This is a genomic window from Victivallis vadensis, from assembly GCF_003096415.1.
Lineage (GTDB): Bacteria > Verrucomicrobiota > Lentisphaeria > Victivallales > Victivallaceae > Victivallis > Victivallis vadensis.
The window spans coordinates 37,060-57,860 of record NZ_QEKH01000018.1; the positions used below are offsets into that span (position 1 = coordinate 37,060).

The window sequence follows — 20,801 nt, forward strand, 5'->3', positions numbered from 1 at the left end:
GGACCGTATCATGAATGAGCTCAGGTTTTTCGTCGACGAGAGGAAATGCATCCGTTGCGGGGCCTGTGTGCGGGATTGTCCGGCGCAGATATTGAAATTCGACGCCACCCAGCATCCGGCGATGGTCGAGGACGGGGCGAAAAGCTGCATCCGGTGCCAGCACTGTCTGGCGGTCTGCCCGAGCGGCGCGATTTCGATTCTCGGACGTGACCCGATGGATTCGCAGCGGGCCGGAGCCGAACCGGCGCCGGAGGCGATGCTCGCGCAGATCAAAATGCGCCGCACCTGCCGGAATTACCGCAAGGAAGCGGTCGACGCGGATACGCTGCACAAACTGCTCGGCATGCTCGACTGGGTGCCGACCGGCGTGAACAATCATTCGCTGGATTTCGCGGTGGTGGACGATCCGGCGGTGATGGACGAGATCCGCGCCGAAGTGAACGACCGGGTGCTGGCGATGATGAAGATGGACCCGCTGCCGCCGTTCGCGGCTCGGATGGAGCGTTACCGCAAGCAGATTCTGGCGGGGCGCGACGTGATCTTCCGCGGCGCGCCGCATCTGATCGCGGTGTCGTCGAAGGCCGATTCGCCGTGCCCGGAGATCGACCCGGTGATCGCGCTCTCCTACTTTGAACTCTATGCGCAGACGCTCGGCGTCGGCACCACATGGTGCGGCCTCGCGGCGGGAGCTTTCAAGGTGTTTCCGAAGCTGCGGCAGCGCATCGGCGTGCCGGACGGCTATGAACTTGGCTATGTGATGCTCTTCGGGCCGACCAGTTTGAAGTACCCGCGGGCGACCCAGCCCGGCAAAGTGCGCCTTCACAGCGTGAAGTAAGGGGCGGAATGCGTCGGCTGAAACGGAAATTCGAGCTTCATGAACCGGGCTTCAACGCGGCGGTTTCCGCCGCGCTGCGGCTGCGGGAGCACGGCTTTGCCGCCGGGCTGGTCGGCGGTTCGGTCCGCGACCTGCTGCTCGGCAAAGTGCCGTCGGATTTCGACCTGGTGACTTCGGCGAAGCCGGAGGAGCTGGCGCAGTTGTTCGCGGATTTCCGGGCGGTCGGGGCGAGTTTCGGGGTTTCGCTGATCGGAGTCGGCGGCGTGTCGCTGGAGGTCGCCACCGCCCGCGAGGAGCGCAACTATCTGGACGGACGCCATCCCGAGTTGGTGCGCTATACCGCCGATCTGGAGTGCGACGTGCAGCGGCGCGATTTCACGATCAACGCATTGTGGTACGATCCCGCCGAAGGCGAGGTGTGCGACTGCGTCGGCGGCATCGACGACCTGGAACGCGGCGTCGTGCGCACGGTCGGCGATGCGGGGCGGCGGTTCAACGAGGATTATCTGCGGATGCTGCGGGCGGTGCGTTTCGCGGCCCGGCTCCGCTTTGAGCTGTTTCCGGAGACCCGGCGGGCGATTCAGGCGCTGGCGCCGAAGGCGGCCGGACTGGCCGGTGAGCGGATCAATGCCGAGGTGACCCGGATGCTCACGGGACCCGATCCGGCGCGGGCGGTGCGGATGCTGTTCGACACCGGCTTGCTCGCGGCGGTGCTGCCGGAGGTGGCCGCGCTCGACGGCGTGGAGCAGCCGCCGGAATTCCACCCCGAGGGCGACGTGCTGACCCATACGCTGCTGATGCTCAGCCACATGGCCTGCGCGGACGCGAATCTGGCGTGGAGCGTGCTGCTGCACGATATCTCCAAGCCGGAGGCGCGGACCGTCGGCGAGGATGGGCGCGCCCGTTTTTACGCGCACGAAAGCATGGGCGCGGAACTGGCCGGGAAGATTCTGGACCGGCTGCACTTCTCCTCAGCCGACCGCGATTCGATCACGCAGGCGGTGCGGAACCACATGCGTTTCGCGTCGGTGCGCGACATGCGCGCGGCGAAGCTGCGCAAGCTGATCGCCGACCCGAATTTCCCGCTGGAGCTGGAGCTGCACCGGCTCGACTGCATCAGTTGCCACGGCCTGATGGAGTGCTTCGTATTCCTGCTGGACCGCCTCGCCGCCGAACCGGAACACCGCCGGCTGCCGGAGCCGTGGGTCAGGGGGCGCGACCTGGTCGCCGCGGGGGTGAAGCCGGGGCCCCGCTTCAAAACGGTATTGGAGGAGGTGTTCGAGCTTCAGCTTGCCGGAGAGCTGTCCACGCCGGAAGAGGCGCTGGAGACGGCGCTGGAGCGCTTCCGCTGAAATTGCGTAAACTTTTGCGATATCGGGGAAAAGGAGTTTGCGTTCGCCGGAAAACCGGTGTATATTACTTGACCTTTCAACCATTTTTATGTAGGGATTTCTATGTCTTCGCAGTACTTGAATGATGATTTAAGCGCGCTCGACTACGTGCAGAAGGACTATCTGCGCGGCCTTCAGCTGGAGCGGCTCCGCAAAATGGTTCAACACGCTTATGATCACGTCGAGCTTTTCAACAGCCGGATGAAGGAACGCAATCTGGTTCCGGCGGACGTCAAGTCGCTCGGCGATATCGCCAAGCTGCCGTTTATGGTCAAGGCGGACCTGCGCGACACCTATCCCTTCGGCCTTTTCGCCGTTCCGATGTCGGAGGTGGTCCGGCTGCATGCGTCCAGCGGCACCACCGGCAAGCCGATCGTGGTCGGCTACACCCGTTCCGACCTCGAAGTCTGGATGGAGGTGGTCAAGCGCGCCTTCGCCAGCTGCGGGCTGACCCGCGACGATGTGATTCAGGTTTCCTACGGCTACGGGCTGTTCACCGGCGGGCTGGGCGCGCACTACGGCGCGGAGGCGCTCGGCGCGACGGTGGTTCCGACCTCCGGCGGGAACACTCAGCGCCAGATCATGCTGATGCGCGACTTCGGCACCACGGCGGTCTGCTGCACGCCCTCTTATTTCAATTTCATGATCGAGCAGGCGCTGGCGCAGGGCATCGACATGCGCGATCTGCCGATCAAGGCGGGCATCTTCGGCGCGGAGCCGTGGACGGAGGAGATGCGCAAACGGATCGAAGCCGCTTCCGGGATCAAGGCCTACGATATCTACGGCCTCTCCGAAATCATCGGCCCCGGTGTCGCGATCGAGTGCGGTTGCCAGCAGGGGATGCACGTGTTCGAGGATCACTTCTATCCCGAGATCATCAATCCGGAAACCGGCGAAGTGCTGCCGGACGGCGAAACCGGCGAGCTGGTGCTGACCACGCTTTCCAAATACGCGATGCCGATGATCCGTTACCGGACGCGTGACATCACGAAGATCATCGCCGAGCCGTGCGAATGCGGCCGGACGATCCGCCGGATTGCGCGCATCTCCTCGCGCAGCGACGATATGTTCATCATCCGCGGCGTGAACGTGTTCCCGTCGCAGATCGAAACCGCGATCCTGTCGGTGGACGGCACGATGCCGCATTACAACATCATTTTGTACACCGAGAACGGGCTGGACAACATCGAAGTCGATGTCGAGATCAACGAGGAGTTGTTCTCGGACAAGGTGCGTTCGATGGAAGCCCTGCAGCACCGCCTGACCTCCGCGATCGAAGGATTGATCGGGCTGCGGGTGCGGGTCAAGCTGGTCGCTCCCAATACGATTCAGCGCAGCGAGGGCAAGGCCCGGCGCGTGATCGACCATCGCGAACGTTGAGCGGACCGCTGAAAAAAGGCCGGAAGTCCAGTCGGATTTCCGGCCTTTTTGCATGACTTATCGATGGCCGCCGTGTCCCGGCCGCGGCGGCGGTCCGGGACGGTGCTGCGGCGGGCGGCCCCAGTCGCAGTGCGGCCGCGGCGGCGGAGGCGGTGGAGCCATATAGACCGGCGGCGCGACATAAACCGGCGGCGGAACCGCATAGGCCGGCTGCTGCACCACGACCGGCGGCGCGGGAGCGACGACGACCGGAGCGGGAGCCGGAGTCACGACCGTGACCGGCGGGAAGAGAATCCGTGTGACCCGGTCGATCACCTGCATGGTGCGGTCGAAGCCGTCCGGGCCGTGATGGGCGCTGGCGGTGAATCCCGTGAAGCAGACGATTCCGACGGCGGCGGCGAATGTGAGAAATCTGTTGTTCATGATTGACCTCCTGACTGTTTTTTCATCCGTTCCGCATTCCGGGAAAACCGCTTCCCGGAATTTGTTTCTGATTATAAAACGATTAGGAAATCAATAATATTGTAATATCCGAATTTATTTTCACAAAAAAATCCGCATCCGATGGGCGGACGCGGATTTTTTTGCGGTCAGAGCAAGCCCCAGGCCTTCATATCCGCTTCGAGTCTGGCGGCGTCGAAAACCTGTCCCGGACGCCATTGGCCGTTGTATTCCATGGTCGGAACGACCCAGTCATCGCCGCCGTTGACTTCGATGACCTTTTGGATCACCTCCTGCGGCTGCTCCTCGATTTCCAGATATTCGAACGGGATTCTGTGCTCGTTCAGCCAGGCGATGGCTTTGTGGCAATGCGGACAGACACTCCAGGCGTAGACTTTCAGCATGATGCTTTCCTCCTCTGTTGGTTGACTGGAATTATCATAGCACATCCGGCGATTTATGCAAGCCGGATTTGACAGAACCCCGGAAACACGGTACATTAATCCATAAACTGAGAGGAGTTGAATATGAAGCGTTGTTGGATGCTGATTGTATGCGGTGCATTGCTCTGGGGCGGGTTTGTTCCCGAAACGGCCGCTTTGGAGGTCCCCGGCGAAACGATCGGGGAAAAGAGCGCTGAAACGGAGAAGAAAGCGGAGCCGGAGAAAGAGGAGCAGCCGTCGGAAATCGACCGGATTCTCTCCGGCGAGGAGGCAATTCCGCTGGTTTCCAGTGAAGAGCTGGAGGATCATCTGAACCGGCAGGTCAATGAATTTCTGGAGTGGTTCAACCGGGAACGGCATGCGCTGCTGGTTTTTCTGCTGGGAAGCATCGGTTCGCTGGCGGTGGGGGGCGCGGTTGGTTATGGATTCAAGAAGCTGTTTGAAAAGAAAGCCGATCCCAAGACCAATTCGCTGCGCTGGCAACTGGCGTGGGCGCTGACTCAGCCGCTGCTGCTGATGATGGTGCTGATTTCGGTATTCGGTTTCATGCTGCCGGTGCTGCAATCGCTGCCGACGCTCTATGTGTGGGATGCGCGGCTTTTCTTCACCTGCGCGACCGCGATCGCGGCATGGGCGGGGCTGCGGCTGATCGAAGTGTTGAGCGTGCGCATGTGCGCCTATGCGAAGCGGCAGAACAACAACCTCGATGCGCTGATGGTCGACATCACCCGCAAGGTGCTGAAGATTTCGCTGGTGACGCTGACCGTGATGTTCATCGGACAGAGCATCTTCAATTTGAACATCACCACGCTGCTGGCCGGAGCCGGAGTGGTCGGGTTGGCGATCGCCTTCGCTTCGCGTGAAACGCTGTCGAACTTTTTCGGTACGCTGGTGATCATCATGGACCGGCCGTTCCGCTGCGGAGACCGTATCCAGACCGACGGCATCGACGGATTGGTCGAATCGGTCGGGATGCGCAGCACCCGGATTCTGACCGATGACGAAAGCGTCTATACGATTCCGAACAGCAAGATCGCCGAAAGCAACATCGAGAACATCAGCCGCCGCGGCCTGATCCGCTTTGCGTTCACATTGGGGCTGGTGTACGACACCTCCGATGAAAATATGGCGAAGGCGATGAAGATTCTGCATGGGATCGTGGATAATTTCAAGGGGCAGGATCTGCCCGCGTACACTCCCCGGATTTTCTTCGACACCTTCGGAGCGTCGGCGATGAACATCCGCGTGATCATGTGGCTGAAAACCGCCAGCTTCGAGACGGAGGAAGCGTGGCGCACCGAAATCAACCTTGCGATCCTGAAACAGTTCAACGAAGCCGGCTTGAGCATGGCCTACAATACGGTCACGAACTACGTCAAATTCGACCCGGCCGCCCTGCCGTCTCCGGCGGCGCGGTGATGCCTGTTTCCGGCGCTTCGTCCTTGCCTGCCGTACACCGAATCAGGCAAGCGTTTCGATGAAGTGTTCCGGGTATCTCTCCCGGTACGCCTTGTAGACCCGGTCCGGGCAACCGTCGAAGTTGAGCTGGTACAGCCGGAAAGTGATCGTGATGTTCTTGGGCATCCAGTGCTCGACGTAACTGTAACAGTATTTCATGCCGAGCTTTTTCATCACCTCGCCGCTGCGCGGGTTGTTGACGTCGTGCGTGGCGGTGATATAGGAATAACCGGCAGCCCGGATGCGTTCCGTCACCGCCCGGGCCGCTTCCGTGGCGATGCCCCGGTGCTGGAAGCCGCTGCGCAGCCCGTAGCCGAAATCGCGGCTGTCGTCATTGCTCATGCCGACGTAGCCGACCGGGATGTTGTCGCTTTTGAGGCAGATCACGTACCGGTAGCCGGCGGGAGCCGCATACTGGTCGAAGTAGCGTTCCCGGACGTGCCGCCGGACGTCGTCGAGATTCTCCGCCGGATACCAGGGCAGGAAGGTGTTGGCTTCCCGGTCGCTCAGGATGGCGAACATTGCGTTGAGATCGTCCGGCGTCTCCTCCAGCTTGCGCAGGATCAGGCGCTCCGTTTCCAATCGCGGCGTATTTTCGTAAATCACGCTGACTTCCGGTTCAGAAGTGGGTCAAAGCCTTCTGCCCGATCGGATAGACGTTGAAGCCGATTTCGTACAGCTTCCGATGGTCGAGCAGGTTGCGCCCGTCGAAAAGGAACGCGGGCTTTTCCATCAGGTCGTAAATCCTGCGGAAATCCAGTTTGCGGAAGGAGTCCCATTCGGTGAGCAGCGCAATGGCGTGCGCCCCCTTGACCGCGTCATACGGGTCCTCGCAGTAGCTGATGTCGCCCTCCGCGTCTTCCAGGTCAAGCCGGGCGTTGCCGAGCGCCTTGGGATCGTGAATCCGGAGCCGGGCGTGCTCTTCGAGCAGCTGGCAGCAGACCGCGATGGCGGGGGATTCGCGGGTATCGCCGGTGTTCGCTTTGAAAGCGAAGCCGAGAATCGCGATCTTTTTATCCGCCACGGTGTTGAACATCGCCGCGAGCATGTTGCCGACGAAGCGTCGGGCCTGATAGTCGTTCATCCTGACCACCTGCTCCCAGTATTCGGCGACTTCGGGCAGCCCGTAATAGCCGCAGAGATAGACGAGGTTCAGGATGTCCTTCTTGAAGCAGGAGCCGCCGAAACCGATGCTCGCTTTCAGGAATTTCGCGCCGATCCGGCTGTCGCGTCCGGCGGCGGCGGTGACTTCATTGATGTTCGCCTCGGTTTTCTCGCACAGCGCGGAAATGCTGTTCACCGAGGAGACCCGCTGGGCGAGCAGGGCGTTGGAGACCAGCTTGGTCAATTCGCTGCTCCAGAGATTGGTGGTGATGATCCGTTCGCGCGGGACCCAGTTCGCATAGATCGCGACGACCTCCTCGATCGCCCGCTGCCCTTCCGGGGTCTCCATGCCGCCGATCAGCACGCGGTCGGGGTTTTCAAGGTCATTGATCGCGGTTCCTTCCGCGAGAAACTCCGGATTGGAGATGATCTGGAACTTCAGTCCCTTGGGGTTGGAGTGCAGAATCCGGCTCATCGCCTGTGCGGTCCGCACGGGCAGGGTGCTCTTTTCCACCACGATCTTGCCTTCATCGGCATATTCGACGATCGCCCGCGCGGTCTTTTCCAGATATTGCAGGTCGGCGGCGCGGCCGGCGCCGCAGCCGAAGGTCTTGGTCGGCGTATTGACGCTGACGAAGATGATATCCGCTTCGCGGATGCCCTTCGGAATGTCGGTGGAGTAAAAGAGATTCCGGTTCCGGCAGCGCGCGACCACCTCTTCCAGGCCGGGCTCGTAGATCGGCAGCTCATCGGAATTCCAGGCGGCGATCCGTTTTTCATTCAGGTCCACGACCGTGATCTGGTACTGGGGGCAGCGGTCGGCGATCACCGCCATGGTCGGGCCGCCGACGTATCCGGCGCCGATGCAGAGAATCTTTTTGGTTGTCATGCAAGGTTCCTCTTCATTGTTTGCAGAAATCGGGCTCTTCCTTCAACAGCTTGTCGAAGTACGCAATGGTGTGGGTCAACCCTTCCCGCAGCGGCGTGGTAGCCTGCCACTTCAGGAGCTTTTCCGCTTTCGCGGTATCGGGACGGCGCTGTTTGGGATCGTCGGAGGGGAGGGGGCGGCGGACGATCTTCGACTTCGAACCGGTCAGTTCAATCACCAGCTCGGCCAGTTCGAGGATCGTGAATTCACCGGGATTGCCGATGTTGACCGGGCCGGTGACCTCATCCGGCGTATCCATCATCCGGATCATCGCCTCGATCAGGTCATCGCGATAGCAGAAGCTCCGGGTCTGCTGCCCGTCCCCGTAGATGGTGATATCCCGGTTCTGCAGCGCCTGCAGGATGAAATTGCTGACCACCCGGCCGTCGTTCGGGTGCATCCGCGGCCCGTAGGTGTTGAAGATGCGCACGATTTTGATCGGCAGATTGCACTGCAGCCAGTAGGCGTGGAACAGTGTTTCCGCGCATCGTTTCCCTTCATCGTAGCAGGAGCGTACCCCGATCGGATTCACATTGCCCCAGTATTCCTCGGGTTGCGGATGGATGGTCGGGTCGCCGTAGACCTCGCTGGTGGAGGCCTGCAGGATCCGGGCGTTGATCCGCTTGGCCAGCCCGAGCAGGTTGATCGCTCCGTGCACGCAGGTCTTGATGGTCTGGACCGGATCGCGCTGGTAGTGGATCGGCGAGGCCGGACAGGCGAGGTTGAAAATCATGTCCACCTCGACATAGAGCGGAAAGGTGATGTCGTGGCGGACCAGTTCGAAACGGGGATTGTCCAGCAGGTGATAAATGTTCCGCTTGGCCCCGGTGTAGAAATTATCGACGCAGATGACCTCATTGCCGAGTTCAAGCAGCCGCTCGCAGAGGTGGGAGCCGAGGAAGCCGCTGCCTCCGGTGACCAGGATATGTTTATTCTTCATTCGGAAATCCCGCGTTCAACAAAATTATTTTCCGTTCCGGGCTGCGACCTGTTCCGCGATCCAGCGGTAGGTCGGAGTCATGCCGTCCAGCAGCCGGGCGGTGGGGCGCCAGCCGAGCTTTTCCTGGATGAAGCTGTTTTCCGAACTGCGGCCGCGCACGCCGAGCGGACCCGGAATGTGCCGGATCGACTGCGTCTTGCCCGCGATCTTCATCGCCATTCCGGCGAGGTCGTTGATCGAAATGAGCTCATCCGAGCCGATGTTGACCGGGCCGGAGAAGTCGGAATTCATCAGGCGGCGCACCCCTTCGAGGCATTCGTCGATATAGAGGAAAGTGCGGGTCTGCAGGCCGTCGCCCCAGATTTCGATTTCGCCGCCGTCGGGCGTTTCCGCGACCTTGCGGCACATCGCCGCCGGGGCTTTTTCGCGGCCGCCTTCCCAGGTGCCGTAAGGACCGAAGATATTGTGGAACCGGGCGATATGGACCTCCAGCCCGTAGTTGCGCATATAAGCGAAATAGAGGCGCTCGCTGAAGAGCTTCTCCCAGCCGTAGTCGCTGTCGGGGCCGGCGGGATAGGCATCGGTTTCACGGAGCCCCGGATTGTCGGGATCCGTCTGGATCGAGGCCGGGTAAATGCAGGCGGAAGAGGAATAGAAGAGCTTCTTCACCTTGTTTTTGCGGGCCGCTTCCGCCGCATTGAGGTTGATGGTGCCGGAGTTGTGCATGACCTCGGCGTCGTGTTCGCCCGAAAACACATATCCGGCTCCGCCCATGTCGGCCGCCAGCTGGTAAAGTTCGTCGAACTGCATGTCGCGGGTGATCTCGTCGAAGATCACCGGATTGCGCAGGTCGGCGCGGATGAACTCATCCGCCGTGACCGGGAAAAATTCATGATCCTTGATGTCCACTCCGCGGACGAAATATCCCTCGGACTTGAGCCGTCTGACCAGATGCCCGCCGATGAAGCCGCCGGCGCCGCAAACCAATGCGCGTTTCTGCTTGTTCATGATCTCTCTTCTTATTTGCAATGATCGAAATTCGGTGCAATGTTATGGCGGGAATAAATATAACAGACTCTTGCCCCGGATGCAAGCGCCGGCGCCGATTTCTTTCGGAATCGCCGCCGGGAGTTGCCGGGACTGCCGCTCCGGCTCTGCAGAAAAAGAATGTTTTTTTTGAACCCGGGGAAAATAATTTGAAGGTTTGTGCGTTAAATTAAAAACGGAAACTTGAAAATCGGAAAAAAACTGCTATTGTATTTAGGATAACCTAAGCAAGTTCTTTTTAGATTCTGATATCTATTGAAACATCTGGAGCAAACGAAAGTATGGAACTGAAGAAGTACGTTGGCAAGGGAGCGATCGGCCTGATGTTGATTGCAATCGGCGGCTGTTACGAGTATCCGCCTCCGGCATCCGGCACGCTGGGAGAAACCTACACGCAGCGGCCCCGCGGCGATGCCGACAAGCTGCTGGAGGGAATTTCCGACCTGACGCTTGCGGATGCGCAGCGGATCGCGGTGATCAACAACCCGACCTACATCGCCGCCGCCCACGCGGTCAGCGCCGCGCGGATGCGCTACTATCAGGCGATGGGAGCCTACTCCCCGACCATCGGAGCGGAGTTCACGCTGCAGAACGCGCACAACTGGACGAAGAATACGCACAATGTCGCTTCGAATCCGCAGCGGACCGACCGCTTCTCCACCTCCACCGGAATCAACGCCAACTGGCTGGTCTTCGACAGCCTGGCCCGTGAATTCACGCTGCTGGCCGCTTCGCACAGCCTCGATTATCAGAGAATGCTCGAAGCCGATGAGTGCCGTACCCTGATGCGGGCGGTCGCCTACGCCTACAATCAGGTGCTGCTGGCGATCGAAAACAAGCGCATCGCCCTTGAGGACCGCGACTTCCAGCAGAGTTCGCTGCAGTACACTCAGTTGAAGTATCAGGCCGGCGCGGTTCCGCTCAGCGACGTGCTGAACTTTGAAATCCAGATGAACGCGGCCGAGAGCAATCTGGTGCAGGCCGACTACCAGTACGAAACCGCGGTTTACGCTCTGGCCGTGCTGATGGGCTATCCGGACGGTACGCTGCCGCAGGAGATCAAGTTCGCGTCGGACTTCAAAACCAACTTCAGCGACCTGCCGTCGGTCGATATCTATCTGGACACCGCGCTGGCGAACCGCCCCGATCTCAAGGGCTACCGCGAACAGCTCGAAATCGCGAAGTACCAGATGTACCAGACCTACAGCGCCTACGGCCCGACGATCAACGCATTCGCGACTTTGGCGGTCGGGACCCAGAACAATACGTATGTCGGCAGCGACAGCTACGAACGCAGCAGCGGTTATTACCGCCACAGCCGAAGCACCACTCCGGCGCTGAGCTACGGCTTCACCGCGGACTGGACGATTTTCAACGGCCTGATCCGCTACAACAAGATGCGTGAGTATCAGGCGAACGTCGCGGTGGCGGATTATCAGGTTTCCGCGATGTGGATGACGGTTGTGGAAGAAGTCCGCACCGCCTATGCCAACTACATCCAGAGCGTGAAGCAGACCCGGATCTATGAAAAGACCCGCGACCTCTCCGCCCAGCAGCGTGACCTTGTTGACGAGGGATACCGCGCCGGCAACACCGAGCTGACCCGTCTGAACGAGGCGCAGCGCGACCTCGTCGAGGCGGAAACCAATCTCGCCAGCAGCTATATCAACATCCAGAACGCCAAGGCGCAGCTGGATGCCGCTGTCGCCGTCAACCCGGCCAGTTTCTACCGTGATCCCGCGAATATCGCTCCGGGAAAACTTGAAAATACGCCGGTTCCCGGTATGGAGAGCGTCGACGTGAAGCCGAGTGAGCAGACCGCACCGGTGAGCGCGCCGGATAATTCGATCATTCCGGGTACGGCCGGTCCGGGCATGTCCTCGGCGTTTCCGGCTCCGAAAAATATCGACACCACGACTCCGGTCGTGCCGATTCCGGCGGCGGATCAGCCGAAGGCTCCGGCGACGGCTCCCGCGAAAAAGCCCGAGGTGTCGGCTCCGGCTTCGGCTCCGCAGGACCAGCCGGTGCCGATTCCGGCCAGTTCGACGGCTCCGCCTCCGGGCAAGGCTCCTGCCGGCAGCACTCCGGTCGTGGTGCAGCCCTGACGCGGGATGATTCATTTACCGTCGAATGTTTGATTCGGCGGTTTTTGTGCTTTTTTGAAAGAGGAAAAAACAATGTTGTTTCGCAATAAAAAACGGTATGTGGTTCATACGGCGGGAGACCCGGTATTGAAGGCGAAGGCGCGGCCCGTGGAGGCTGTGACGCCGGAGATCCGCGAGCTGGCGTGCAATATGCAGGAGGCGCTCCGGGTGTTCAGCGGCGTGGGGATTGCCGCGCCTCAGGTCGGGGAGTCGCTGCGTCTGGTTGTATTCGACATTCCGGTGGATTCGATGGGGGAGAATCCGACGGTCGGGGAACAGTTGCTGTTGCCCCGGATGCCGCTGACGGTGATCAACCCGGAGATCGTGGCCAGTTCGGATGTACTCTGCGAGAGCGACGAGGGCTGCCTGTCGGTGCCGGACATCTGGGCGCCGGTGGTGCGCCCCGCAACCGTGGTGTTCCGGGCGACGACGCTGGACGGCGAAGTGATCGAGTGCGAATGCGGCGGGTTGCTGGGCCGCTGCATCCAGCATGAACTGGATCATCTGGACGGCGTGCTTTTTGTGGACCGGGTTTCCCCGGAAGCGGCGCGGACGATCGAGCGCGACTTGAAGCAGTTGATCCGGTACGGTGAGAAACACCATTTCCACCGGATAAAGGTGAAGTGAGCAAGATGGCGGATTATCAGGCGCGGGTCGGCTTTTGGGAAGCGTTGCGCGGAACTTGCTGCGGGACGGAGATTTTTTTCCGGTTGCGGAAAAACTCCACGCTTCGCATTTTGTTCCATTTGTTCTTTATGGCGCTGCTCTGTTCAGCCGGGATATTGCTCGGACAACTGAATCGGCTGCTGCCTGAAGTGCGGCAGTTGGAGCAGGTTTTTATCGCTGAATTCGGCAGTGAATTTCAGCTTTCCGCCGCCGGAATTGTGCCGGAAAAAGCGCCGGAACGGGCCCGGGCGTTGTCGCTGCCGTTTGACGGCAAGCTGTTCTATGTGCCGAGGGGGGAGGCGGGGGGCAGGCTGCCGCCGGAGCAGGCGGAGTTCCTGAATTATCTGGCGGTCTGGTCGCCGGGATATTTCGTCTCGGCACAACATTATGAGAAGGATTCGTGGCTGGTGTCGATCCTGCGTCCGGCGGAAGAGGGCGGGGCGATTTCGATGTTTTCACCTGAAAAGCATTATCTGACGAATTCCGGATTGGTCGAGCTGCTGGATTCCAAACTGGACAACGGGTATTCCTGGCCGGTCAAGGAGACCGCCACCCAGAGCTTTGCGGCTCTGTTCGGATCGTTGAAGATCGGGATGGGGATTTTGCTTTTCGGCATGCAGCTGGTCGGCATTCTGGCGCTGGCGCTGTTTTATACGGGCTTGTTTGCCGGAATGTTCCGGCTTACCAGTTCCCGCCGGCTCCAGACGCTGACATTCGGGGAATTCTGGAAGATCGGCGTTTACGCCGGGTTTCCGGTGATGCTGGTTGCCTCATGTTTTCCGGCATTCGACCTGCCGTACCTGAGTTACAGTACGGTGTTCATGATCGGGCTGGTCGTGTACTGGCTGGTCGCGGTGGCGCGGGTGGAACGGGCCGGTGTTTCCGGTTCACAGGAGGGATAGGGTATGGAGAAAAAAGAGGATTTTCTGCGCACACCGGTCTGGTATCCGGTTCTCGCGGGTTATACGTTCCTGACTTCATTCGTGAAGCTGCGCAAGGAAGCGCTCGCCGCTTTGGTCGCAGGCGAGAATTATGATGACTATGAAGACGATGACGAGGTGAATCCCGCCGTCGAGGGGATCATCGAAGAACTGCGCAAGCCGATGGCGGCGATTCCCGGCAACTGCTTTGTGTCGGTCGACAGCTGCGCGCCCACCGATACGGAACGTTTCCTGAACAAACGCGGCGCGGTCTATTCGCCGGAAAGCGCGTGGAAGTACCTGACGCTCAGCGATAAAGTGCGGCGCGCAGCGCGCCGCGGCGAGGTGGAATACATCTGTCTGCGCCCCTTCCGGCGTATGAACCGGACCCGCGAATTCCGGCTGTTCATCAGGGACGGTCAACTGAATGCGATGAGCCAGTATTACCTGCTCCGCCATTTCCGCCGTCTGGAGGGAGTTCGGGAGAAATATTGGGAGCGTGCCGGGGAATTTGTGGAGCACATCAGCTGGATGCTGCCATTGAAAACGCTGGTGATGGACATCTATTTTACTGCTGGCGGCGAGATCATGATCGTTGACCTGAATCCGTGGGGAGGCGCGACTGATCCGTTGCTGTTGCGCAGCTGGGACCGGGACTGGAGCAAACCCGCCGGAATCGTGCTGATGGATCCGCCGACCCGCATCTCCGGCGACGTCAGCGTATCGTTTTGAGGCGGCCCGCCGCTTCGCGTCGGCTCCCGTCCATTGAAGGTTCAGGACAACCCCTTTGATTGAAGGCGGTTGTCTTTTTTATGCCCGGACAATTCCGGCCGGGCGGCATGAAACGACTATACCGGACACTTTTTCCGGTTTGTGGGACTCCTGCACTTGCAATATTGCCGAAATGCGCTATTTTTAATAATGAAGAGTTGTAAATGTGTATAGTTGAGTTTTTCTTGTGCCAGCCGGAGCATATCTGATTGTGTTGCCGGATATCCGGGGGGAGACGGCGGCGGTCCGGCCGGCGCGGGAAGACCGGAAAGCCGGTGATGAAACGGTATTGGATTGTTCTTGGCGCGATCGCCGGATTGCTTGTATCCGGCTGCCGGGAAGCGCCGCTTGCGGAGACGCTCGAAGAGATCCGCGAACAATATGCGGCCGATCCCGAGTGGAGGGCGTTTGACGGAGTCACGACGCTTACTCCTGCGCTTGCCCAGAAGATTGCGGAACGGAACAACCCCGATTTTGAGGCGACGCTCTATGCGGTCAACGCCGCCCGGATGCGTTATTATCAGGCGGTGGGTGCGTACAGCCCGGAGATTTCCGGACGGTTTGAAATCGGCCAGAATATCCTCGACCGCGATCATATCGTGAATCCGCTGCCGACCACCGTTCCCTATACGAACCGCTTCAATGTCGGAGCTTCGCTGCGGGCGAGCTGGCTGTTGTTCGACGGGCTGGCGCGGGAGTTGAATGTGCTGGCAAGCCGCTCCGAATACCGGATCAGCGGCAGCCGGCGTGAAAACGTATTGCGCGTATTGAAGCGTTCGGTCGCTTTCGCCTATTACGACGTGCTGCTGGCCGGGGAGATGGAGGCGATCGCGGAGTCGGATATCAAATTTCAGGAGTCCTGCCTTCAGCAGGCTTCGGTGCGGTTCAACTCCGGCTTTATCGCCAAGGGGGATTGGCTCGGCTTCAAAATCGACCTGAACCGAGCCCGGACCATGCGGGTGCAGGCGCGGCAGCAGCGTGAGGTGGCGCGCTACGCATTGGCGGCTCTGATGGGATATCCCGACGGCAGGCTGCCGCCCGGATTGAAGCTGATCCCGATCGCCGATGCGATCCGGAAGCCGGAGCTGGAGCTGGAATTTTACCTGAACGAGGCGTTGGCCCGCCGCCCCGATCTGCGTGCGATGCGCGAGGCGATCGATGCGGCGCGCTACCGGAAGTACGCGGGGCTTTCCGCCTTTTCTCCGGTGGTGAATGCTTACGGCACGGTCGGTTACCAGCGCAAGGAGGACTGGATGCGCGGCTACGATTTCAGCCGCAGCTCATGGGATAACTACAATTACGGTTACGGCATTACTGCCGACTGGCTGATCTTCAATGGCCTGCAGCGCTATAACCGTTACCGGGAGCTGCGGGAGCTGTACGAGGAGTCCCGGCTGCAGTTTGCACAGACCCAGCTGCAGGTGCTGAATGAGGTGGAAACCGCCTACACCATCTATCGTTCCAGCGCGGAGATCGCCGAGCTTTACCGGCAGACGATGGACTGGGTGTTCGAGCAGCGCAACCTGGTGGTCGTCGAATACTGGGCGGGCAATGTGACCATCACCCGGCTGCGCGGCGCCCAGAACGACCTGATCAGCGCCGAAGGCGGCCTTGCGGTTTCGCTGATTGAAATGTGCAAGGCCAATGCCCAGTTGATCGCGGCGGTCAACGGGGAGGTGGAGCTGGCGCCGCTGCACAATCCGGAGACGATTCCGGTGCTGGATAAAATGTTCGACCGGCTCGAAGAAAAGTTTGGAGAGTAAATCATGGCCGTTTCCGCAAAAGACATCATTCGCAATTACACCGTGGTGATCGTGCTGATCCTCTTCGGCCTCGGGCTGGGCGGATACTATTGGAGCTTGCATTACAAGCCGTTCACCCAGAACGCGTTCCTGATCACCAACACCCGGCCTGTTTCGCCGCTGGTCGAGGGCTACCTGACGGAAGTGCTGGTGAAGAACCACCAGAAAGTGAAGAAGGGGGAGCCGCTGTTCACCATCTTCCGCCCTCCTTATGAGCTGAAAGTGGAGGACCTCACCTATGCGGTCAAAGTCGAAGAGGCCAGGCTGGCCGGAATCGACGCGAAGCTGAAGGCTGCGAAGGCGCAGGTCGAAAAGGACGCCGCCGAAGCCGCCAACCGGCAGTATCTGTCGAAGCAGGCGGTCGAGATGTATGCGCAGCAGGCGGTTTCGCAGACCTATACCGAGGAGGCCCGGCGAGCCGAGCTGGCCGCCAACGCGCAGCTCTCCGCTTCGAAGCACCAGCTGGAAGCGGTCGAGCGGGAAAAGGAGATGGTCGCTGCCGGCATCGGGCGGCTGCAGAGCCAGTTGAAACTGGCGAAAATCTATCTCGAACAGACCACCGTTTACGCCCTGAACGACGGCACCATCAGCAATATGCACGTGTCGCCGGGCGGCTACTATCGTCCCGGTGATATCCTGTTCGCCTTCATCGAGTCGGACGACTGGTTCATACAGGCCAACTTCGAGGAGACCGACCTGTCGATGATCCGGCCCGGCCAGACCGCGTCGATCTGGCTGTGGCAGTATCCCGGCAAAAAGTTTCACGGCGTGGTCGAGCAGGTGAGTTTCGGCGCGGAACGGCGGCAGACCTCTGAAGAGACCGGCGTTCAGCTGGTGGAAAAGGAGAACCAGTGGTTCCTGCTGCCGCAGCGTTTCCCGGTGCAGATACGGATCACCGATCCCGATCCTGAGTATCCCTTCAACCTCGGCGGCAGCGCCTTCGTGCAGATCGATACTTCGTCGCAGCTGCTCAAGCAGATCATCTGGAGGATCTTCCGTTGGGTGTAGGGGAACTCAAAAATCTTCGCGACGGGTTGATGCACCATTTCGCGGACGAAGTCCGGCTGCACGCTTTCGAGGCGACGATGCTGGTCTTCAACAGCGTATTCTGGTCGATTCTGGCAGTGGTGGTGTTCCGCGATCCGCGCCACGGGCTGATCTGGCTGCTGGGGCCGCTGCTCTGCACCGTCGGCGCGCTTTCGGAGCGGACCCGGGTGGAACGGGCCAAGGCGATCGCGGTCAATCTGCTGCAGTTCGGCTTTTTCCAGTTCCTCTATTCGGCGCTGGAGCCGTATTGGCTGGCGGTTGCGCTGGTGACGCCGTTTGCAGTCTGGATTGCGTCGAAGCGGCGGCGCGGCAACAATGCCGGCGCGGTGATGGTCGCGTCGATCATGAACTTCGAAAAGGGTTCTTTCCTGATCGGACTGGATACTTTCTGCATGTTGGTCGCACTGATTACCGTGATCGTCCCGACTTATCTGCTGCTGGACCGGATGCTGTTCGGCAGCCGGGAGTGGCCGGGCTCGCCGTCGACGCCGCGGATGCCGGGGGATGCGGTGATCCGGCGGATCTGCGCGTTCATGTTCGCGCTGTTTCTGTTCGATATGCTGGACTGGAAGTTCGGTTACTGGATTCCGCTGACGGTCGGGCTCTGTTATTCGGGCGGCGGCTCCGGGAAGGCGGTACGCCATGTGGCGATGCTGCGGCTGGTCTGGGCGCCGCTCGGCTTTACGCTGGCGGTCGCGTGGCTGGGGACGGTCGGCTATATCGATTACCAGTTCAATTATCTGGCGGTGATCTGGGCGTTCGTTGCGTTCTACTACTGTTTCCGGGCGGATGACTACATCGGTTTTTATCTGTTGTTCATGGTGATGATCTCGGGCGCCAACAACCTGAGCATGGGGGAGTTCGCGGATTACGGCAACGGCTGGAACATGATCGTGCAGTCCACCTTCGCGGTCGCGATCGGAGCCGGGCTGGTGGAACTGGCGGAATTCCGGCTCGATCCCCCCTGCTGCGTGGAGGATTTCGAGGACGAAAAGAAAACCGCCTGACGCCGGAAGCGGCGTTCAGCGGATATTGCCGAGCCGGATGCGGGTGAAACCGCGTTCGGCGGCATGTTCGCGGATCGAAAACAGCGTTTCGCGCGGCGTCGGCGGCGAATCGCAGTAGCGGTGGCAGGGGAAATAGGCTGAGAAGTGGAGCGGCGTATCGGCTCCGAGCTTTTCCTCCACCCAGTCGAGCAGCGCGTCGATCATCTGCGGCGAATCGTTCTGCCCCGGAATCACCAGATTGGTCAATTCCAGATGGCCTCCGCATTCGTTGCGGAAAAATTCGCAGCTGCGCAGCACCGGCGCCAGTGTCGCATTGCAGAGCCGGCCGTAAAACTCCTCGCTGAACCCTTTCACATCGATATTGGCGGCGTCGATCAGCCTATAAAGTGCGGCGGCGGGGGCCGGATTGATCCAGCCGTTGCTGACGAGAATTGTTTTCAAGCCTGCCTGCCGGGCGAGTTTCGCGATTTCCACGGCATATTCGATGAACACGGTCGGCTCGTTGTAGGTGAAGGAGATGGAGCGGCAGCCGCGGCTGAGCGCCATCTGGACGATCTCTTCCGGAGAAACCGCCGGGCAGGCCCTGCCGGAGCCGTAACCGCCGCGCGACAATTCAAAGTTCTGGCAGAATGCACAGTCCAGATTGCAGCCGAAGGTGCCGAGCGAAAACGTGCGGGTGCCCGGCAGGAAAAAGGCGAGAGGCTTCTTTTCCACCGGGTCGACCTGGAGCGCAGCCGGCCGCCCGAAGGAAAGCGCGACGAGCCTGCCGCCGTCGTTGCGCCGCACCCGGCAGAAACCGGTCCGGCCGGGAGCGATCACGCAGGCGCGCGGGCAGAGGTCGCACCGGACCTCTCCGCCGGGAAGAGAACTCTGAAAATCCGCTTCCCGCATTGACATCATGCCTTTTTGGTGTCGTACCACGCGTCGGCGAAATCGGAACCTTCAACGGAGGTGACGCCGGGCAGGGAGTTCATGAAATCCAGCACCGCCTGGCGCTTTCCCGCTTCATCAGTGTTCACGAGGCCGGTGGTCACGAAAAGCTCCAGCTCGTTGACGTCGAAGCGCCCGCCGCACTCCAGCCCGAGCGAACCGATCTTGTCGATCACGCAGTCGGTGAAGCGGTCGAATTCCTCGTCGGGCATCTCCGCATATTTGACCTTCAGGAAGAAACCGAGTTCCTGAAATTCGCCGCGGTGAAGTTTTTTGCGCAATCTTTTCTTCATGGTGAAATTCCTTTTCAAGTTGATCGATTGAGATATGTCTATACTATAACACCGAAAACGGCTTTTCCCACCCGCGGCCGGCTTTATTTGTGGGTTTTACGGTATTCCCAGGGGGGAGTCGGATTCTGCGCATTCCAGAGGCCGAGCCGGGCGCGGCGGGCGGCAAGCTCGGCGAGGGCGAATTCCGGTTCGTCGCGGGCGTAGGCGACATAGTGCCAGGCATGGCCGAGCTTGACCATTTCAAAGTTCACGAATTTCCCGTCGACATAGACCTTGCCTACGGCGCGGCCGTACTGGTCGGTGTTGGCGACTTCGACCCGGACGTTGCGGCCGAGGATCATATCGGCCAAAGCGTCCCGGGAAGCGCCGCCGCCCTGCTGGGCGGCTTCCGGCGCATCGATGCCGTAAAACCGGATTTTGTATTTGGTGTCGCCTTCCGGAGTGAGCAAGGTGGCGGTGTCGCCGTCGTAGACCTGAATGATCTTGCCTTCCAGGATTTCCCGGGGCTGTGCTTTGCCTTCCGCCGCGGAGCCGCCGGGCAGGAAGGTGCGCACGGAGCGGGGCAGGAAGCGCTGCACCTGAAGCAGCCGGATTCCGACCGAGTCGAGCCGGTCGAGGTTGAAAAGCAGCCCCCCCAGCAGAATCAGGAAAGCCATGAAAAAATAGTTGCAGATACGCCGGATGCGGGCGAACGGTCTGGAAGCCATCATTCTCACTTTCGTTAACGGTTGTCCGGATACTGTATCGCCGAGTCCGGCTTTTTTCAACTTCGGAAAGCATGTTTCCGCCGGTTTCGCGGAGAAGTTCAGGCTTCGGAGGGCGGCGGAAACGGTGCGGTTGATCGCACGTGACGGTTCCGAAGTGGCCGTTTGCGCAGATTCCCGCATTCAGCGTGACCGCTCCGGCTCCGGTCGCTCCGCCAAGCGGTTTTCAGAGGAGGAAGCATGGAAAAAAGTTGATTTTCCGGGAGGAAGGCGAAAAAAGAATGAATTTTTATTTTCATTTAAACAGGGTTGCGTTTTCAATTGAATTGGAATAATGCCGGTTTATCCGGCATTCGTTTTCCCACATGCGAAGAGGTGTGTTTGGAGAGGAAGCCGGCGATATGGAGCATTGTTTACGGAGCAGTATTCCGGTACCTGTCCGGCAGTATTCTGATTACTGCCGCCGGCCTGCCGGAAAGGAAATATCGGGGGAATTTTCCGTTTTGCGATTGCGCACCGCCGCTTCTTGCAATATTTTATAGCACATGAA

Annotated in this window: 21 protein-coding genes; 12 read left to right on the forward strand and 9 right to left on the reverse strand. The window is 60.1% G+C overall.

All coding sequences use genetic code 11. The features are described 5' to 3' along the window. Positions 1–10: 10 nt before the first annotated feature. From C8D82_RS11625 to C8D82_RS11635, 3 genes are all read left to right on the forward strand, one after another. Positions 11–835 carry a nitroreductase family protein gene (locus C8D82_RS11625; RefSeq protein ID WP_116884458.1) on the forward strand — a complete coding sequence of 275 codons (825 nt, stop codon included), beginning with the start codon at positions 11–13 and terminating at the stop codon, positions 833–835. 8 nt (positions 836–843) lie between these two features. Then, positions 844–2,187 (forward strand): CCA tRNA nucleotidyltransferase, encoded by a 1,344-nt coding sequence (locus tag C8D82_RS11630; protein ID WP_116884459.1) that lies wholly within the window; start codon positions 844–846, stop codon positions 2,185–2,187. Positions 2,188–2,289: 102 nt separating this feature from the next. Then, positions 2,290–3,606, forward strand: a complete 1,317-nt coding sequence (locus C8D82_RS11635) for a phenylacetate--CoA ligase family protein (RefSeq protein WP_116884460.1) — start codon at positions 2,290–2,292, stop codon at positions 3,604–3,606. A gap of 57 nt (positions 3,607–3,663) precedes the next feature. On the opposite strand, the gene C8D82_RS11640 is transcribed toward C8D82_RS11635, so the two are convergent. Further along, complete coding sequence (locus C8D82_RS11640; protein WP_116884461.1) at positions 3,664–4,029, reverse strand: hypothetical protein; 366 nt, start codon at positions 4,027–4,029, stop codon at positions 3,664–3,666. Between the two features lie 167 nt (positions 4,030–4,196). Then, on the reverse strand, positions 4,197–4,451 hold the full coding sequence (locus tag C8D82_RS11645) for a glutaredoxin family protein (RefSeq protein ID WP_116884462.1): 255 nt from the start codon (positions 4,449–4,451) through the stop codon (positions 4,197–4,199). 123 nt (positions 4,452–4,574) lie between these two features. Here C8D82_RS11645 and C8D82_RS11650 point away from each other — a divergent pair, with 123 nt between their 5' ends. After that, positions 4,575–5,909 carry a mechanosensitive ion channel family protein gene (locus C8D82_RS11650; RefSeq protein ID WP_116884463.1) on the forward strand — a complete coding sequence of 445 codons (1,335 nt, stop codon included), beginning with the start codon at positions 4,575–4,577 and terminating at the stop codon, positions 5,907–5,909. A 42-nt stretch (positions 5,910–5,951) separates the two neighbouring features. On the opposite strand, the gene C8D82_RS11655 is transcribed toward C8D82_RS11650, so the two are convergent. From C8D82_RS11655 to C8D82_RS11670, 4 genes are read right to left on the reverse strand one after another with little or no spacing between them, the layout of a single operon-like run. Further along, entirely contained in the window at positions 5,952–6,554 is a 603-nt protein-coding gene (locus C8D82_RS11655; RefSeq protein ID WP_116884464.1) for a GNAT family N-acetyltransferase, read from the reverse strand. A 13-nt stretch (positions 6,555–6,567) separates the two neighbouring features. Further along, the gene (locus tag C8D82_RS11660; protein ID WP_116884465.1) at positions 6,568–7,941 is read right to left on the reverse strand and encodes a UDP-glucose 6-dehydrogenase; all 1,374 of its coding nucleotides are present in this window, start codon (positions 7,939–7,941) and stop codon (positions 6,568–6,570) included. Positions 7,942–7,954: 13 nt separating this feature from the next. After that, entirely contained in the window at positions 7,955–8,920 is a 966-nt protein-coding gene (locus C8D82_RS11665) for a UDP-glucuronic acid decarboxylase family protein (RefSeq protein WP_116884466.1), read from the reverse strand. 24 nt (positions 8,921–8,944) lie between these two features. Continuing rightward, positions 8,945–9,928: an NAD-dependent epimerase/dehydratase family protein gene (locus C8D82_RS11670; RefSeq protein WP_116884467.1), complete on the reverse strand. Its 984-nt coding sequence runs from the start codon at positions 9,926–9,928 to the stop codon at positions 8,945–8,947. Positions 9,929–10,248: 320 nt separating this feature from the next. On the opposite strand from C8D82_RS11670, the gene C8D82_RS11675 reads away from it, so the two are divergent. The 7 genes from C8D82_RS11675 (at position 10,249) to C8D82_RS11705 (ending at position 18,324) form a co-directional block, all read left to right on the forward strand. Continuing rightward, positions 10,249–12,072 carry a TolC family protein gene (locus C8D82_RS11675; RefSeq protein WP_116884468.1) on the forward strand — a complete coding sequence of 608 codons (1,824 nt, stop codon included), beginning with the start codon at positions 10,249–10,251 and terminating at the stop codon, positions 12,070–12,072. 72 nt (positions 12,073–12,144) lie between these two features. Beyond that, on the forward strand, positions 12,145–12,738 hold the full coding sequence (gene def / locus C8D82_RS11680) for a peptide deformylase (RefSeq protein ID WP_116884469.1): 594 nt from the start codon (positions 12,145–12,147) through the stop codon (positions 12,736–12,738). Then, complete coding sequence (locus tag C8D82_RS11685; RefSeq protein ID WP_116884470.1) at positions 12,735–13,679, forward strand: hypothetical protein; 945 nt, start codon at positions 12,735–12,737, stop codon at positions 13,677–13,679. Before def ends, C8D82_RS11685 begins: the two co-directional genes overlap by 4 nt. A 3-nt stretch (positions 13,680–13,682) precedes the next feature. Then, entirely contained in the window at positions 13,683–14,429 is a 747-nt protein-coding gene (locus C8D82_RS11690) for a cell division cycle protein 123 family protein (RefSeq protein WP_116884471.1), read from the forward strand. Positions 14,430–14,746: 317 nt separating this feature from the next. Beyond that, positions 14,747–16,231: a TolC family protein gene (locus C8D82_RS11695; protein WP_116884472.1), complete on the forward strand. Its 1,485-nt coding sequence runs from the start codon at positions 14,747–14,749 to the stop codon at positions 16,229–16,231. 3 nt (positions 16,232–16,234) lie between these two features. Beyond that, positions 16,235–17,278, forward strand: a complete 1,044-nt coding sequence (locus C8D82_RS11700) for an HlyD family secretion protein (protein WP_116884473.1) — start codon at positions 16,235–16,237, stop codon at positions 17,276–17,278. Then, positions 17,269–18,324, forward strand: coding sequence for a hypothetical protein (locus C8D82_RS11705; protein WP_116884474.1), 1,056 nt, complete (start codon positions 17,269–17,271; stop codon positions 18,322–18,324). The genes C8D82_RS11700 and C8D82_RS11705 overlap by 10 nt, the downstream gene beginning before the upstream one ends. A 15-nt stretch (positions 18,325–18,339) precedes the next feature. On the opposite strand, the gene amrS is transcribed toward C8D82_RS11705, so the two are convergent. The 3 genes from amrS to C8D82_RS11720 all read right to left on the reverse strand — a co-directional run bounded on the left by amrS (position 18,340) and on the right by C8D82_RS11720 (position 20,257). Further along, a complete protein-coding gene (gene amrS, locus C8D82_RS11710; RefSeq protein WP_165833034.1) occupies positions 18,340–19,215 on the reverse strand; it encodes an AmmeMemoRadiSam system radical SAM enzyme in 876 nt (291 codons plus the stop codon). A 5-nt stretch (positions 19,216–19,220) separates the two neighbouring features. Next, the gene (locus C8D82_RS11715; protein ID WP_116884476.1) at positions 19,221–19,547 is read right to left on the reverse strand and encodes a 50S ribosome-binding protein YggL; all 327 of its coding nucleotides are present in this window, start codon (positions 19,545–19,547) and stop codon (positions 19,221–19,223) included. A gap of 83 nt (positions 19,548–19,630) precedes the next feature. Further along, entirely contained in the window at positions 19,631–20,257 is a 627-nt protein-coding gene (locus C8D82_RS11720) for a thermonuclease family protein (RefSeq protein ID WP_165833035.1), read from the reverse strand. A 127-nt stretch (positions 20,258–20,384) separates the two neighbouring features. On the opposite strand from C8D82_RS11720, the gene C8D82_RS21220 reads away from it, so the two are divergent. Continuing rightward, entirely contained in the window at positions 20,385–20,576 is a 192-nt protein-coding gene (locus C8D82_RS21220) for a hypothetical protein (protein ID WP_165833036.1), read from the forward strand. Positions 20,577–20,801: the final 225 nt, after the last annotated feature.